This is a genomic window from Aureimonas sp. AU12, from assembly GCF_001463705.1.
In the GTDB taxonomy this organism is placed as follows: Bacteria; Pseudomonadota; Alphaproteobacteria; order Rhizobiales; family Rhizobiaceae; genus Aureimonas.
The window spans coordinates 85,593-100,880 of the sequence record NZ_BBWH01000044.1 but is presented as its reverse complement, the minus strand read 5'-3'; the positions used below and the strand labels follow the sequence as shown (position 1 = coordinate 100,880).

Genomic DNA, 15,288 nt, shown 5'->3' with positions numbered 1-15,288 from the left:
CGACTCTCAGGCGAAAGCGAGGACCGAGGCCGCGGCTCGGTCCAAGGTCGCAGTGATGCCCCCGTCAGGCGGTGGAAGAAGCCAACCGTTGGAAACGGCAACCCGCATGATCGCGCCCGGCGTCGCCGGCATGCTTGCGTGAAGGGACAGTGCGAGACCGGGCGCCGCTGTCGGCTCGACGACGAGCAGGCTGTGCGCGCCCTTGAAGGTCGAGGACACGACGCGGGCCTCGAAGCCACCGCTTTCGATGGCCGCCAGATTTTCGGCGCGCAGACAGAGGCGTCCGGTTGCCGGCAGGACCGATGGCAGGCCTCCGTGGCGCACGAGGGTCTGCATGCCAAATACGGCCACGCGCGCTGTTTTCTGGTCGACCCGCTCCATGATCGAACAATCGACGATCCGACCGTGGCCAACGAAGCGAGCGACCGCCTCCGTTCGCGGCGAAGTATAGAGGTCCGCGGGCGACGCGACTTCCAGAATGCGTCCCTTGTCCATTACCGCGATCCGGTCGGCCATCGCCATAGCCTCGGACTGATCGTGCGTGACGTAAACCATCGTCGCGCCGGTGCGCGCATGAAACCGCCGGAACGTCTCCTCCATCGAGGCGCGCAGATGGATGTCCAGATTGGCCAACGGCTCGTCGAGAAGCACGATCGACGGTTCCATGGCGAAGCACCGGGCCAGCGCCACGCGTTGCCGCTGCCCGCCCGACAGGTCGGCAGGGCGCCGCGCTTCGAAACCGGTGAGATCGACTTCCGCGAGGGCGGTCGCGACGCGCGACGCTCGCTCGGCGCCAGCGATACTTCGCACGCGCAGCGGATACCCGACATTCTCGCCGACCGTCATGTGGGGCCAGAGCGCATAGGACTGGAAGACGATCGCAACATTTCGCTTCTCGGGCACGAGGTGGAAACTCCTATCGGCCACGAGCTGGTCGCCGAACTGAAGCTGCCCCGAACTGAGCGTCTCGAAGCCCGCGATCATGCGCAGGAGAGTTGTCTTGCCGCATCCCGACGGGCCGAGAAGGGCGACGAACTCGCCCGCTGCGATATCGAGGGAAACGGCATTGACGACAGCCTGCCCGCTGAAGAACTTGGAGACGGCTTGAAGGTGAATGGGTGACGCCATGCTGACGGTCGAAGCTCCGGAAACCACGCTGCGAACGGGACCGGAACACCGTCGATCCGTGTGTCCCGGCCGTCCGCTTACAACGGCTCGTTTCGCTGACACCTTGATATGACGTCAACATGACATATCACCGCTCAACGAAGGTCGTGCCGGTCCGAACCCGACGTCATTGCCCGACCTGCAGCGCCACCCTTCGCAAAAAGCATCCCACGGATCCAGCCATCCACCGGAGGCAGGGTTCCGTGAGATGCTCGCGGGCCGTCGCTCAGTACATCGGGATTCCGCCCGTCACCGGGATCACCGCACCGGTGATGTAGCTGCCTTCCTTCGACGCCAGCAGGACATAGGCGGGAGCCAGCTCCGCCGGTTGGCCGGCACGGCCGAGCGGGGTGTTCTGGCCGAGCTTTTCCAACTCGTTCGTCGGCTTGGCGATCGGCTGGATCGGCGTCCAGACGGGACCGGGCGCGACCGCGTTCACGCGGATGCCTTTCGGCGCCAGAAGGTTCGAAAGCCCGATCGTCAGGCTCGCGATGGCGCCCTTCGTCGTCGCATAGACGATCATGCTCTCGGTCGCGACCTTCGCCTGAATGCTGGTGGAGTTCACGATGGTCGACCCCGGCTTCATGTGCGGCACCGCGGCCTTGGCCAATCGGATCATTGCGTAGACGTTCGCCTCGAACGCCGCCTGCATGTCATCGTCGTCGATGTCGGCGAGATCCTCATTGACGGTCTGCGCGGCCGCGTTGTTGACGAGAATATCGAGGCTCCCGAGTTCGGCAACCGTCCGCTCCACGAGATCGACGCAATGGCCGCGGTCGCGCAGATCTCCGGGCAGAAGGATACACCGGCGGCCCGCCTTCTCGACAAGAGCCTTCGTCTCGTCGGCGTCGACCTGCTCCTGCGCCAGATACGAGATCGCCACGTCGGCGCCCTCGCGGGCATAGGCGATGGCGACGGCCTTGCCGATGCCGGAATCGCCGCCCGTGATCAGCGCCACGCGCCCTTCGAGCAGGCCCTTGCCCACATAGCTCTCTTCGCCGTGATCGGGCTTGGTGCGCATCTGCGCTTCCAGTCCTGGGGCCGGCTGTTGCGGCTCGGACGGAAACCGGGTCGGCTGGCTGGTGCGCGGATCGTTGGTCATGAGACTGTTCCTGCTCGTATCGAAGACAAGAGCCCAACGATCGATCGCCGGGATCGCTCCCCCGGAAAGCCGCATCGCGCCCGCCGCGACATCACGCTGCACCAGCGCCTGCTTCAGACACCGTGAGACAGTGACCTCTCAGAGAGCCTTGATCTCCCCGGACGCGACCTGCTCGGTCACGTCGATCACGCAGGGCCCATCGCAGGGCGCCGGGTTTCCACCCCAGCGGACGACGTCCTCGGCGGCGAGCTCGATCCGGTAGATCTTTTTCGACCGGTCGAAGCCGGAGCGCCCCATGGTCTCGCGCCAAGTGACGGTACCCGTGTATCGATCGGGCGGCAGCGTGACGGCGTCGTCGATCCGTGTATCCGTCGAGACCGCGAACTGCATCGGCCCGCCCGCCATCCGTGATCCCGCTCGCAATCGCGCCATTCCGTCACCGTTCCCAGTTTGAAGCCAGGGACGACGCTGTCCGCATCTACGAATAGAAGGCAAGCCCGTCGCGTCGCTGCCTCTGATTAGCTCATGAACGGGAAAGCGTCCGACACCCTTATCCGGCATCATTGTCGGTGACATAGCCAACCGCGCCGAGAAGCGTCGTCTTCTCGACCAAGGAATGTCTCCCACAGCGCAGGCTATTGATTTGATCGCGCCATGTAGGCTTGGACTCCAAGCCCGGTGCGTCATAGTCCATGGACGTGCTTGGCGTCTTGTTCTCCGCGATCACCTGATCGCGGAGATTGATGACGCGGGAGGACGGTGCCAGGCCTCAAGGATGAACGAAGAAGCATGACATGAAACCCCATCTCGTTTCCCTGCCCATGTACAAGGTGCCGGCAAAGCCGCGTGCACGCTTCCTCGACGCTTTGGTGGCAGGTCTGGAGGTACATGGCTTCTCGGGCGAGATCGTGGAGCCGGATGATCTTCAAGCCCACTGGAGCGATCCAGCCCTGCTCCTCAGCCAGACGTGCGGCTATCCACTGGTCACCTCCCTGCGCGATCGGGTACGCCTCGTGGCCGTTCCCGTCTACGATGCGCCGGGATGCGAGGGTTCGTCCTATCGCTCGGCGGTCATCGTGCGCGCCGACGATCCGGCGGAAGAACTGTCCGACCTTCGCGGGCGGGTCGCGGCATTCAACGCACCGCACTCGCAATCGGGCGCCAACGCCCTGCGGGCGGCGGTCGCACACCTTGCGGGGGGCACATCCTTCTTCGGGTCGCTCTTGCATACCGGCAGTCATGGAGCCTCGATCGACGCCGTCCTTTGCGGAAAGGCCGATACTGCGGCAATCGACGCCGTCACGCTGGCTCTGGCGCTCGATCGCGAGCCTGCCTTACCCCTCCGCATTCTCACGTTCACGCCGCCGGCCCCGGCTCTGCCATTCGTGACGAACGCAGCGACTGACCACGAGGCGGTGGATGCAATCTTCGAGGCTCTTCAGATGGCCGCGAGGCAGGTTGCCGATGAGGGCCTTCTCGACGCGCACCGACTGAAAGGCGTCGTGCGCCTGTCCCGGTCGGCCTTCGACGTGATCCTCGAACAGGAACGCCAGTCGGACGAGCTTGGCCTTCCCCGTTTCGCGTAGAAGCAAACGTAAACGTCGCGCCAGCCGACGTCATCGCAAAGGCGGTTCGCTGCCGGGCGCCCGCGAAGAACGTCATTTCTCTATTAATTCGATAGACTGATATAGATTGCGACCCGGTTCCATATCTGGGGAGATCGACATGTTCGAACGGTCGCAGCGTTCCCAGCGTATCGAATGGCCGACGGTCGCGCTGGCAGTGATGATTCACGCGGGGTGGCTTCTGGCGACCTTCTTCTGGTCCGCTCTACCCCTTCCGCTGCTGATGCTCGTCGGCGGCTGGTTCGTGGCGTGGCATGGGTCGTTGCAGCATGAAGTGATGCACGGGCATCCAACCCGTCGACGGATCGTCAACGACGCTTTCGGATCGGTGCCGCTGTCCCTTTGGCTCCCCTATTCGCTCTATCGGATGTCGCACCTTCGTCATCACAACGACGAGCAACTGACCGACCCCATCGAGGATCCCGAATCTGCCTATCTGACCGATGCCGTCTGGGCGAAGCTTGGTCCCGTCGCCCGAGCCCTGGTGCGCTTCAACAACACGATCTCCGGGCGGCTGCTCCTGGGGCCGTTCGTCATGGTGCTGGGGTTTCTCGTCAGCGAGGCCAGCCGACTCGTGCGCGGCGACGTCCGGCATGCCCGCATCTGGACCCTGCACCTGTTGGCCTCGGCCGGCGTCCTGGCTTGGGTCCTCCACGTCTGCGCGATGCCATTCGGCGTCTACCTGCTCGCCTTCGTTCTACCCGGCGCTTCGTTGGGTCGTATCCGCTCCTTCGCCGAACATCGCTGGGCCGAGCGCAGCGAGGAGCGTACGGCGATCGTCGAGCAGGCCGGCGCCTTCGCCCTCCTGTTCCTGAACAACAATCTTCACGTCCTGCACCACCTGCGGCCTGCGGTGCCGTGGTATCGCCTGCCCTCCGTCTACCGCAACGAGCGCAAGGCTCTCGTCGAACAGAACGGGGGACTGGTCTATGCCGGTTATGGAGACGTGTTCGGCCGCTTCGCCTTCCAGCCGCACGACACACCGGTGCATCCCGCACGCGGTTTGCGCCGGCCCGTATAACTTCTGTCCTTCGTCCCAAGCGCGGCGTTCATTCGGAGCATTGGCGGCTCGTTCGGACTGGCGTCCTCTGGATGCAGGCAACCACCGGAACCGGCGACGAGCGCAAGCTATCGGGAGATCCTCGCGCCTGTGACGGCATTCGGCGCCAACAACTGCTGACCAATGATCGCACCGATCGATCAGCGCCTCGGGACTCCCATCAGTTTGGCCAGTTTCTCGGCCATGGCATCCGACGTATCCTGAAGGCTCGTGCGGTCGGCGACGAGGCCGTCGGCATCGACGAGGAAGACCGTGGCCGTGTGACCGTAGGTGGCGCCGCCGCCCGGTAGTTCGGATCGCTCCACCGCGATCCCGAACGAGCCGGTTGCCGATGCGATCGCCGCCGGCGACCCGCCGAGCGCGACGATCCGCGGATCGAAGACCGCGGTGTAGCGTGCCATGGCCTCCACCTCGTCGGCCGGATCGACCGAAACGAAATAGATCCGCAGCGATGCGGCCGCTGGCGGCAGCGTGGCCATGGCCTGCGTCAGGTCGGCCAGCGTCGTCGGACAGATGTCCGGACATTGCGTGAAACCGAAGAAGATCGCGTAGGGCGTGCCGGCGAGCGCGTCGGAATCGACCGTCTCGCCCGCAGCGGTCCGCAGGCGGAAGTGACCCGCCATCGCCAATCCCGGCGAAGCGGCCGTGGTCTCTGTGCCGGGCGCTGCCGCTGCCGGCTTGGCGGCAAGAGCGAGCGCAAAGCCACAGGCAACGGCGGCACCGCGGAGAATCGATCGGCTCATCTCGGGTCTCCGGCGAGAGGTGCGGTGGGGCGACGTCATGGAATGCGCACGATCTTGGCCACGCTCGGCACGCCGGCGGCATCCATCGCGAAGAGCATCCAGGGCCCCGGCAGCAACTGGCCGGTGGCGGCTTCCGGCAGTGCAAGCTGGTAGCTCGTTCCGGCCCGATCCCCGATCTCCAGCGGTACACGCCGCTGGTCGGTGTTCGTCGCATGCGTCACCGACGACAGGCGTACGAGTGCGAAGCTCGCGACCTCGCGGTCGGTCTGCACGGTCAGCGTTCCGCCCGCCTGCGGCTCGCCGGTGATGGCCGAGATCGTCGGGCGCGAGGCCGGACGACCGGCCGCATCGAGGAGATACGGCGGTGTGAGGATCTGGAGATCGGGATGGTTGAAGGCACAGTTGTTGCAGAGCCCGCCGCCGCCGATCCCGACCCGTCCGTCCAGCATGAGCGTCGCCCAGCTGTGATAGGTGCGCGGGATGGTCATCGCCGGCAGACGCCGGAACTGTTTGGTCTTGGGAGACCAGAGTTCCGGGATCATGACCGGTCGCTCGTCGGTGAACTCGCGGGCCAGGTTCTGGCCGCCGAGCACGAGGATCTCGCCGCTGGGCAGGACAACGGCGTTGGCAAAGGCGCGGGCGAACGCCATCGAGGTCTGCCGCGTCACCGTTGGTTGAACGCCGAAACCGCGACCGATGTCGATCGTGTGGACGCTGTCGCGCCCGGGCACGTCGGTCTGGTCGGGCGCGCCGCCCATGACGAGGATCTTGTCACGATCGTACATCACGGCGTTGCCGTTCATAGCGAACGCGTCGTTGGCGCGCCGCCCGGCCGGGGTGACCGTTCCTCGTCCCGCGGTTCCCAACCAGTTCATCTGCGGGCTCGGGCCGGCATGGAAGACGTTGCCATTGGCCACCGGGAACAACCACGCATAGTTGTCGCCGCGATAGACGTCGACGCCGGGTGCCGCGACCACGTCGCCGCCGATCGCATCGAGGCGCCGCCAGGTCTGCGACACCGGCGACCAGACCTCGGCCGTCTTGCCGCCGCGCGCGCCGCTCCAGGAGCCGCCCACCGTGATGGCCTCGCCGGTCGAAAGCGTGGTGAGGCTGTTGTAACCGCGGCCGATGCTCATCTGCGCCCCGACCGACCACGTGTCGTTGGCCGGGTTGTAGATCGTCGTGCGCTGCGTGGTCTGGCCACCGGCGATGAGGATGCGGCCGTCGGCCAGCGTGCTGATTCCCGGGCAGAACATGTCGTGACCGACGGTCGAGACGATCCGCTCGCTGGACGTGTTCGTGGCGGGGTCGAAGAGCGTCGTGTAGGTCTGGTTGCTCCCGCCGCCAAAGGCGGTGCGCTGGTCGCTGGCCCAGAGCAGCAGCTTGCCGGAAGGCAGGGTCGCCGCGGAAACCGGGACGAGACCGAGACGGGTGACCGGCGACCAGACGGCCGGCGCCTCTGCGCTCGACAGGGTCCAGCGCTGCGGATCGGCGTCGTCGCAACCCCAGATCACGATGGGTGCGTCGTTGTCGCGATTGTCGTTGCCACCCGTCGGGCTCATGCAGCGAGGCGCATGAAGCGGCGACAGCCGGTACCATTGATCGACCTTCGTCACGCGCCAGAGGGCCGAGGGCGTGTTGGTCGAGCAGGTTTCCTGAGCGAGCCGAGCGCCGTCGTTGGCTGCGGCCGCGATGACGGCGGCGCAAAGGCCCGTCGCCGTGTTGCGGATCTGGTAGCCCTCGCCGGCGGCGACGAAGCGCCAGTTGTCGGCGGGGCCATCGATGCAGGTGCGCTGGCGAAGCTGCGTGCCGCTTGCGGTGGCCGCGTCCGGCACGGAGAGGCAGCTGCCGCTGCGACGATTGATGAGCAGCACGTCGCCTTCCGGCGGCGTGTCGCCTGCCGGAAGCGGGCCACCGGCTTCCGGCGTCGTGCCGCCACCGGGAGCGGGGGTCGTGCCGCCGCCTGTGCCGGGATCGGTCCCGGGCGTCGTGCCGCCGGTTTCAGAGACGGCGCGGCACGCGAGCTGGAGCTTGCGAACGAAAGTCGCGTCGAACTCACCGACGAGGCCCGTGGCGAGACCGGAACTGGCACAGGAGGCAACGGGGAAGGTCGTTCCACCCCCCACCGACCCGATGTCGGCCAGCCGAGCGCCCGCTGTCGAGACACGATCGGTTCCGGCCAGCACGCTGCACTGGAGCGTGATCTTCGACACGAGAGCACTACCCTGACCGCCAAGGCCCGTGACCACCTGCCCCGCCGGGCAGTCGCGCACGAAGGCACCGCCGCCAGGACCGCCACGGAGCGGGTCGATGCTGCGGGCAGCGCCCGTCAAGCTACCGGCCGTCATCGGGGCGCAACGCGGACCGATCGCGTCGACATACCAGCCCGCCCGTCCGAAGAGGCCGACGAGCGCCTCGTTCGCCCCGCATGAAAGGGTGGCCGGCGTTCCACCGGTCGTGGCGACGATCGGAGCCGTGACGCTCGTGACGGGCATCGTGCCGGGATTGGTCCCTGTGCCGGGTGTCGTACCGGGCGTGATGCCCGGGCTCGTGCCACCGCCCGGAGCGGGGGTCGCGCCGCCGCCTGTGCCGGGATCGGTCCCGGGCGTCGTGCCACCGGCTTCCGAGACGGCGCGGCAGGCGAGCTGGAGCTTGCGAACGAAGGTCGCGTCGAACTCGCCGACGAGGCCCGTCGCGAAGCCCGAATTGATGCAGGACGCGACGGGGAAGGTCGTGCCGCCCCCCACCGAGCCGATGTCGACGAGACGGGCGCCCGCCGTCGAGACCCGGTCGGTCCCGGCCAGCACGGAGCACTGGAGGGTGATCTTCGACACGAGATCACTGCCCTGACCGCCGAGACCCGTGATCACCTGACCCGCCGGGCAGTCGCGCACGAAGGCGCCGCCGCCGGGACCGCCACGGAGCGGATCGACGCTGCGTGCGGCGCCCGTGAGAGCGCCGCCCACCACGGGTGCGCAGCGCGGACCGATCGCGTCGAGATACCAACCCGCCCGGCCGAAGAGACCCACGAGCGCCTCGCCCGACGCGCACGATAGTGCGGCCGGTGCTCCCGCCGCCGCCGTAACGATTGGAGTGGTCACGCTCGTGCTGGACGTCGTGACGGGATTGGGGTTCGTGCCCGGCGTCGTCCCGGGTGCCGTTCCACCACCTGGAACCGGCGTCGTGCCGCCACCCGTGCCAGGATCAGTGCCCGGGCTCGTGCCACCGCCCGGAGCGGGGGTCGCGCCGACGCCCGTGCCGGGATCGGTCCCGGGCGTCGTGCCGCCGGTTTCCGAGACGGCGCGGCAGGCGAGCTGGAGCTTGCGAACGAAGGTCGCGTCGACCTCGCCGACGAGGCCGGTGGCAAGGCCTGAATTGGTGCAGGAGGCGACGGGGAAGGTCGTGCCGCCCCCCACCGAGCCGATGTCGGCGAGCCGAGTGCCCGCCGTCGAGACGCGATCGGTGCCGGCCAGCACGGAGCACTGGAGGGTGATCTTCGACACGAGGTCGTTGCCTTGGCCGCCGAGGCCCGTAACCACCTGCCCGGCCGGGCAGTCGCGCACGAAGGCTCCGCCGCCAGGACCCCCACGAAGCGGATCGACGCTGCGTGCGGCGCCCGCGAGAGCACCACCCACCACGGGCGCGCAACGCGGACCGATCGCGTCGACATACCAACCCGCTCGGCCGAAGAGGCCCACGAGCGCCTCGCCCGAGGCGCAGGATAGCGAAGCTGGCGTTCCGCCCGTCGTGGCCACGATCGGTGTCGTCACGCTTGTGCTGAACGTCGTGGCGGGCGTCGTGCCAGCGGTTCCCGAGGCGTCGCGGCAGGCGAGCTGGAGCTTGCGAACGAAGGCCGCGTCGAACTCGCCGACGAGGCCGGTCGCGAGGCCCGCATTGGCGCAGGAGGCGACGGGGAAGGTCGTGCCGCCCCCCACCGAGCCGATGTCGGCGAGACGGGCGCCCGCCGTCGAAACACGGTCGGTCCCGGCCAGCACACCACATTGAAGTGTAATGCGGGATACGAGGTCGTTGCTCTGGCCGCCGAGGCCGACGATCACCTGCCCGGTCGGGCAGTCGCGCACGAAGGCGCCGCCGCCGGGACCGCCGCGAAGCGGATCGACACTGCGCGCTGCGCCAGCCACCGCTCCCCCCACCACCGGCGCGCAGCGCGGCCCGATCGCATCGACGTACCAGCCTGCCCGGCCGAAGAGACCGACGAGCGCTTCACCCGACCCGCACGACAGCGTGGCCGGTGTTCCGCCGCCAGACGTGACGATCGGAACGGTGAGGCTCGTTCCAGCCGAGGCGGTACCACTGCCAGCCAGCAACAGGAACACGGCGATCGAAAGTAATGCAGGCTTTCCAAACATTTCGGCACCACGCAAACGTAAACAACAATCAATATCCCATAGCGGGATCTTGTTACGGCGGGGTGAAATTCCTCTGCGTCATACCGAGATGCTTAATGAGGAGCCGTAGCGTGACGCGTCAGTTGGCGGTCGAAACGATATCGGCGTTCTCACCCGTTCCCCCCGGCTGCCCGTCGCGGCCGAGCGAGGTGACGCGAAAACCGTCCGACGTCGCCTCGTAAAGGTAGGGTTGGCCCCAAGGATCCTGCAGGCCCGACGCCGCCGTCAGGTAGGGTCCGCTCCAGCCGTTCGCTCCGTCGGCGGCAACGAGGGCATTCAGGCCGCGATCGGCTGCCGGATAGGCGCCTACGTCGAGGTAGTAGAGTTCCATCGCATTAGACAGGTTGCGGATCTGCGTCGCTGCGGTGTCGGCCTTCGCGGTGCCGATGTAGCCGAGGATGCGGGGCCCGACGAGCGTTCCGATGAGCGCGATGATCGAGAGGACGACGAGAAGTTCGACGAGCGTAAAGCCTTCGTCGCCCGTCAGCCGGGCATGGCGGGAATGCGGGTCGCTGGTCTGCACGCTCTGCTCTCCTGTGGATGGTTGGGTGGTTCGACAGCGCCGGCACTCTATGGTCGGCGGGCTGCGATCGCGTTAAGAGGCGATCGCTTCACATGCATGCTGGTGCGGCCGGCACGACGAGCGATCGGGGGATCGAGACCGCGTCGCAGGTGTCGAGCCACACGCCGGGAGTTCCACCGCTGACCCTCGACTGGCTCTTCGTTCCGCTGCTTCTGCCGCTTCTGGCGGTGGTTACGCTTGTCGACGCGCGCAGCGGGCGTATTCCCGACACTGCGAACGCCGCGATCTTGCTGCTCGGCGCCTTGCGTGCAGGGCTCGAAGCACCGGCCGTTCTCGCCGGGCGTCTGCTCGATGCGGCGATCGTCGCAGCGCTGCTGGCGCTTCTGCGCTTCGCCTATCATCGACGGCGCGGTCATCACGGCCTGGGGCTCGGCGACGTGAAGTTCCTGGCGGCGGCCACGGTATGGACGGGCTTGGCGGCATTGCCGGCGCTCGTTCTCGCGGCAAGCCTTGCGGCGCTCGCGCGACTGGCCTGGGCCCGATGGCGCGGGGGCGCCGTCGGCTGGCAGACGCGGCTGCGGTTCGGCCCCTATCTGGCGATCGCGCTGCTTGCCGTGCTGATCGCCGCGGCGCTGGTGCCGTAGGTCTCGAGCGCGAGCGCGGCAGCAAGCGTGGCGCAGACCGGTGACGCCGAAGGCGGCTGCACGGCAACTTCGATCGGCTCAACCGTCTCGATCTCCGGCAGGGCTTGCCACTGTGCGATGATCGGACGTCCCGCATGGGCGGGATCGAAGGTGACGAGCGCGAAGCGACCGGCGGCCCTGCTCCCGTCGGCGCGTCGCAGCGTTGCCTCGACCGCGAAGCTCCTGCGCGGTGTCGGCTGGCGCCAGCGGGCGAGTGGACCGAGCGGGTCGATGCGGCGCGGAAACAGGGCCCGCACGCGCGGTGCCATCACGGCAAAATCGACCGATGCCGTGCCGTTGAACGTCGTGACGAGCGGCCGGAGCCGGACGAGGACGTCCGACGTCACGGAGGGAAGCTGGGCGATCTCGGCGGCAGCGAGAAACGCGCCGTTGCGCGGCGTCCAGGAAAGTCCCGCCTGCGCATAGGCCGCCCGTTCGCTCGCGCCGCCCGCCTGCGGGACATCGTCCTGGTCACGAAAGTCGATGATTTGGCCCGCCAGGGCCTGCGTCAGCGACGGCTCGAAACCGGCGCCGGTCAGGACGTCGACGATCATCTCTTGCGGCGCGGCGTTGAGATCGATCAAGCCGGCCTGATCGACGAGGCGCAGATCGAAGCCGCGTTTGTCCGCAAGCGTACAACTGAGAACCGCACCATCTCGCAGGCCGGCCACGCCGGTCGGGCGCCTAGGACCCTCGGCCGGTTCGGCAGCCGCGGGAGCCGTCATCGGTTCGGGGTCCGCACGCGCGCCTGCCGCCAAGGACGCGAGATCGCGCGCTCGGTCCACCATAAAGAGCGCCGCGCCATCGACCAGCGCCTCGTCGCGCGCGAACGTCTCGCGGTTGGATTCCTGCATCGCGAGCAGCCGGGAGCGCACCGCGAAGCTTGCCGAAGCGGCTGTAAAGAGGGCCGCCGCCAACAGCACGGCAAGAAGCGCGAAGCCTGCGTCGCCGGACGTGGGATCGGTCGGGCTGACCGTCGCGCGACCCGTCGCAGCGGTCTTGAACCGCCGCCAGACGCGTCCTCGTGGTTTTCGGTCCGTCGCGGGTTTCGTCAGTGGAGGATCCGCTGGAAGTTCGTCTCGTTCGGTCCACCCAGGCCAAGCTGCGCGAGTCCGTCGCGGAATTCGCGCGTGACGCTCTCGGCTTCAGAGCCGTTGCGCATGACGCGCGGGCGAATGAAGATTACGAGTTCGGTACGCTTCTTCAGTTCCTTCCGGTTGCGGAAGGCCGCGCCCAGCACCGGGATGTCGCCGAGCACCGGCACCTGCTCGGTGCCGCGATCCTTCGTCTCCTGCACCAGGCCGCCGAGGGCGATGCTCTGGCCGTCGTCGACCACCACCGTGGTGGACACCTTGCGTTGGCGGATCGTTGGGGAATCAATGCCCGAGGACGTCGTGCGCACGACATCGCTGACCTCCTGCTCGATGTTGAGGAGGACATGCCCGTTGGAATTGACGCGCGGCGTCACCGACAGAATCACGCCCGTGTCCTTCATCTCGACCTGATTGACGATGGGAGCGTTGATCGTGGTCGTCGTGGAGGTCGCGGTCTGCGTCACGACGGGAACCTGATCACCGATCTGCAGCCGAGCCGTGCGATTGTCGAGAACCGTCAAGGTCGGCGACGAGACGACCTTGACGTTGGTGATGGAGGCCAGGGCGTTCAGCACGACCTGGAAGTCCGCGTTAGCAAACAGGTAGGAGAAACCGGGTGCGATCGCCGAGACGGCCCCGCTGGCGGCGTTGCTGAGGAGGCCCTTGCCCTTGCCGCCATTGTTTTCAAAGAACCAGCGCAGCCCGAACCGAAGTTCGTCATTGAGCGTCACTTCGGCGATCACCGCCTCGATCAGGACCTGGTTGGCCATTCGGTCGGACGATTCGAGGATGGGCAACAGGCGGTCGTACTGGGCGCGCGTCGCCATGATGATGAGCGCATTGTTCGGCTCGTCGGCAACCACCGTCATCCGGCCGGCCGAGAAGCTCGTGGCGCGTGAGGCGGCGATGGCGTCGAGGCCGCTTTCGGCCTCCTGACCGGTGCCGTCGGTGGTGGAGGAGCGCAGTTCGTTCAAGCCGGACGCAACGCCGCTGTCGGCCTCGCCCGCGACCATTCCCTGGACGATCGAGGCGAGTTCCTTCGCCGGCCGGTTCTCGACCTTGTAGACGAAGGTCTGGGTCGCGTTGGCGCTGGCGATCCGGTCGAACCGGGCGATGAAGTCACGCGCACGATCGAGATGACGCGGATTGGTGGCGATGACCATGATCGAGCCGAGCTCGCGGCTCGGCACGAAACGCACGTTGCCCTCGGCAGGACCGTTCGCGCCGCCGAACACCTCCTCGAGTTGCTTGGCGATCGCGGTCGGATCTCCGCCATTCGAGAGCGGGAAGATCGAGACGGAGCGTCCACGCATCCAGTCGACGTCGAAGAGCCGGATCGCCTCCTGCATGGAGCGGATCTGCTCGGCATTTCCCGACAGGATCAGGACGTTGCGCACCGTATCGGCTCGCAGCACGCCGGACGGTGCGATCGGGGCGAGGATGCGCGCCATCTCGGCGGCGGAGATGGATGAGAGCGGCACCACGAGCGCGCCGGTCCCCACCTGCACCTCGTCGCCCTGCCGACGGAAGGAAACGCTCCCTGTGTTGATGCCGTCCAGCCCGGCGGAAATCCGGTAGCCCGATCCCGCCGGCGCAACGCTGAACCCCTTGGCGGCGAGGACCGACTGGAACGTATCGACGAGCGCCTGCTTCGACATCGGCTCGGCAGTCTGGAGCGTGATGGTGCCCGACACGTCGTCGCCGACCACGACGGTGGAGCGCAGGATCTCCACGAAGATCGCGTTGGCGGCGACCGCCACCGGTACGTCGACGAGATTGAGCGTCACCTTCTCGCCGCGATCGGTGAAGAGCGGCGCAGGGCGGCGCTCGACACTGCGCGACAGCGTGACTTCAGTCGGCCGGAGCCGCTCGCCGCCGAAAAGCGTCGGACGGGATCGCGCCGGACGTGGCCGGCCGATCGATTCGGTGCCTTCCAACCCCGTGCGCAGCGAGCTGAAGCCCTCCCCGCCGGTGGTGTTGCAGGCGGTCAGGGCCAAGGACAACGCAATGAGGCTGACCGAGACGCGCACCGATCTCCGTTCGATCGAAGCCATCGTGAGGCGCCGTGAAGCCATCGAATGCCGCATCCATCCGCAGGAGATCTTCTGCCGCGACGGCTCTCGACCTCAATTCGTGTACGGCTGACGATCTAGGGGGTTAACGTCGCTCGGGGCTGACCTTCTTTCGCGGCAGGATCGGTCAGTAACCCTTTGTTTTGCGGGCTTAGATCGACGCTTCGACCTGTCGTTGCGGGGTGGACGAGGAGCGGGCGGAAGCGTCGTGCGGCGTCCCGGAACGTCACCTCGATGCGCACGAGGGCGGGCCATGCGGTGGCCTCGTTCCAGTCCTCACGCCATTGCGGTTCCTCGCCCCGGACCGGCGCTGCATAGGAGAATCGCGCCGAAGCGATGGCGCGCAACAGGACCGTCGGATCGTCGCGATCCGTTCGGACCGTGTCGTCGGGCGAGCGCTCGATCTGCCGGCGTTCGACGAGGGCGAACCCATCGTGCGTCTCCTCCAGAGCGAGCACGACGCGACCGACGCCGCCGACCTCGAGGACGGAATCGCGCGGCGCCAGAAACTCCATCGCGCTGGACGTGCCGCGGAAGCTGGCCGCGCCGCCTCCCGGCAGCGTCGCCAATGCCTCTCCGAGCGTCCGCTGGAGATGATCGCGCACGGGGGCGGCTTCGGCGGCCGCATCGATCCGTCGACCGGCCGGCGCCATGTCGCGGACCGTCACGATACCCTGCGCGATGAAGAGCGCGGTCAGCGAGAGAAGAGCCAGCGCCACGAGAAGCTCGACCAGCATCGTGCCGGCTTCGCTACCCGCCGGCCCCCAATCCTCCGCCGCGGGATCGGACGGCGCTCGAGTTTCGGTCAAG

13 protein-coding genes are annotated in these 15,288 nt (G+C 67.4%); 4 read left to right on the top strand and 9 right to left on the bottom strand.

Features of this window, described 5'->3' with window-relative positions:
- Positions 1-6: 6 nt before the first annotated feature.
- The 3 genes from AUL33_RS18370 to AUL33_RS18360 form a co-directional block, all read right to left on the bottom strand.
- Complete coding sequence (locus tag AUL33_RS18370) at positions 7-1,128, bottom strand: ABC transporter ATP-binding protein (protein WP_062211716.1); 1,122 nt, start codon at positions 1,126-1,128, stop codon at positions 7-9.
- Between the two features lie 265 nt (positions 1,129-1,393).
- Positions 1,394-2,269, bottom strand: a complete 876-nt coding sequence (locus AUL33_RS18365; RefSeq protein WP_062211713.1) for an SDR family oxidoreductase — start codon at positions 2,267-2,269, stop codon at positions 1,394-1,396.
- 138 nt (positions 2,270-2,407) lie between these two features.
- Positions 2,408-2,674, bottom strand: a complete 267-nt coding sequence (locus tag AUL33_RS18360) for a hypothetical protein (protein WP_062211710.1) — start codon at positions 2,672-2,674, stop codon at positions 2,408-2,410.
- 389 nt (positions 2,675-3,063) lie between these two features.
- Between AUL33_RS18360 and AUL33_RS18355 the strand changes: the two genes are divergently transcribed.
- Both AUL33_RS18355 and AUL33_RS18350 read left to right on the top strand, forming a co-directional pair.
- Complete coding sequence (locus AUL33_RS18355) at positions 3,064-3,855, top strand: phosphate/phosphite/phosphonate ABC transporter substrate-binding protein (RefSeq protein WP_082652723.1); 792 nt, start codon at positions 3,064-3,066, stop codon at positions 3,853-3,855.
- A 139-nt stretch (positions 3,856-3,994) separates the two neighbouring features.
- Positions 3,995-4,915: a fatty acid desaturase gene (locus tag AUL33_RS18350; RefSeq protein WP_062211703.1), complete on the top strand. Its 921-nt coding sequence runs from the start codon at positions 3,995-3,997 to the stop codon at positions 4,913-4,915.
- Between the two features lie 179 nt (positions 4,916-5,094).
- Here the strand turns inward: AUL33_RS18350 and AUL33_RS18345 are convergent, their stop codons facing one another.
- From AUL33_RS18345 to gspG, 3 genes are all read right to left on the bottom strand, one after another.
- Positions 5,095-5,697 (bottom strand): SCO family protein, encoded by a 603-nt coding sequence (locus tag AUL33_RS18345; RefSeq protein WP_244492339.1) that lies wholly within the window; start codon positions 5,695-5,697, stop codon positions 5,095-5,097.
- 35 nt (positions 5,698-5,732) lie between these two features.
- Entirely contained in the window at positions 5,733-10,034 is a 4,302-nt protein-coding gene (locus AUL33_RS18340) for an RICIN domain-containing protein (RefSeq protein ID WP_156419486.1), read from the bottom strand.
- Between the two features lie 151 nt (positions 10,035-10,185).
- Positions 10,186-10,629, bottom strand: a complete 444-nt coding sequence (gene gspG / locus AUL33_RS18335) for a type II secretion system major pseudopilin GspG (protein ID WP_062211694.1) — start codon at positions 10,627-10,629, stop codon at positions 10,186-10,188.
- A gap of 92 nt (positions 10,630-10,721) precedes the next feature.
- Between gspG and AUL33_RS18330 the strand changes: the two genes are divergently transcribed.
- Positions 10,722-11,273, top strand: a complete 552-nt coding sequence (locus tag AUL33_RS18330) for a prepilin peptidase (RefSeq protein ID WP_062211691.1) — start codon at positions 10,722-10,724, stop codon at positions 11,271-11,273.
- Here the strand turns inward: AUL33_RS18330 and AUL33_RS18325 are convergent.
- Positions 11,219-12,229: a type II secretion system protein GspK gene (locus AUL33_RS18325; RefSeq protein ID WP_062211688.1), complete on the bottom strand. Its 1,011-nt coding sequence runs from the start codon at positions 12,227-12,229 to the stop codon at positions 11,219-11,221. The genes AUL33_RS18330 and AUL33_RS18325 overlap by 55 nt on opposite strands.
- A 134-nt stretch (positions 12,230-12,363) precedes the next feature.
- Positions 12,364-14,193 carry a type II secretion system secretin GspD gene (gene gspD, locus AUL33_RS18320; protein ID WP_192843219.1) on the bottom strand — a complete coding sequence of 610 codons (1,830 nt, stop codon included), beginning with the start codon at positions 14,191-14,193 and terminating at the stop codon, positions 12,364-12,366.
- On the opposite strand from gspD, the gene AUL33_RS22550 reads away from it, so the two are divergent.
- A complete protein-coding gene (locus tag AUL33_RS22550; RefSeq protein WP_192843218.1) occupies positions 14,183-14,551 on the top strand; it encodes a hypothetical protein in 369 nt (122 codons plus the stop codon). The genes gspD and AUL33_RS22550 overlap by 11 nt on opposite strands.
- A gap of 4 nt (positions 14,552-14,555) precedes the next feature.
- Here AUL33_RS22550 and AUL33_RS18315 read toward each other — a convergent pair whose 3' ends face one another.
- Positions 14,556-15,287: a hypothetical protein gene (locus AUL33_RS18315; protein WP_156419485.1), complete on the bottom strand. Its 732-nt coding sequence runs from the start codon at positions 15,285-15,287 to the stop codon at positions 14,556-14,558.
- Position 15,288: the final 1 nt, after the last annotated feature.

Excerpts from the sequence above, each read along its gene's own strand:
- AUL33_RS18365 (WP_062211713.1), bottom strand. The coding sequence starts at position 2,269 with ATGACCAACGATCCGCGCACCAGCCAGCCGACCCGGTTTCCGTCCGAG.
- AUL33_RS18350 (WP_062211703.1), top strand. The coding sequence starts at position 3,995 with ATGTTCGAACGGTCGCAGCGTTCCCAGCGTATCGAATGGCCGACGGTC.
- AUL33_RS18360 (WP_062211710.1), bottom strand. The coding sequence starts at position 2,674 with ATGGCGGGCGGGCCGATGCAGTTCGCGGTCTCGACGGATACACGGATC.
- AUL33_RS18345 (WP_244492339.1), bottom strand. The coding sequence starts at position 5,697 with ATGAGCCGATCGATTCTCCGCGGTGCCGCCGTTGCCTGTGGCTTTGCG.
- AUL33_RS18355 (WP_082652723.1), top strand. The coding sequence starts at position 3,064 with ATGAAACCCCATCTCGTTTCCCTGCCCATGTACAAGGTGCCGGCAAAG.
- AUL33_RS18370 (WP_062211716.1), bottom strand. The coding sequence starts at position 1,128 with ATGGCGTCACCCATTCACCTTCAAGCCGTCTCCAAGTTCTTCAGCGGG.
- AUL33_RS18330 (WP_062211691.1), top strand. The coding sequence starts at position 10,722 with ATGCATGCTGGTGCGGCCGGCACGACGAGCGATCGGGGGATCGAGACC.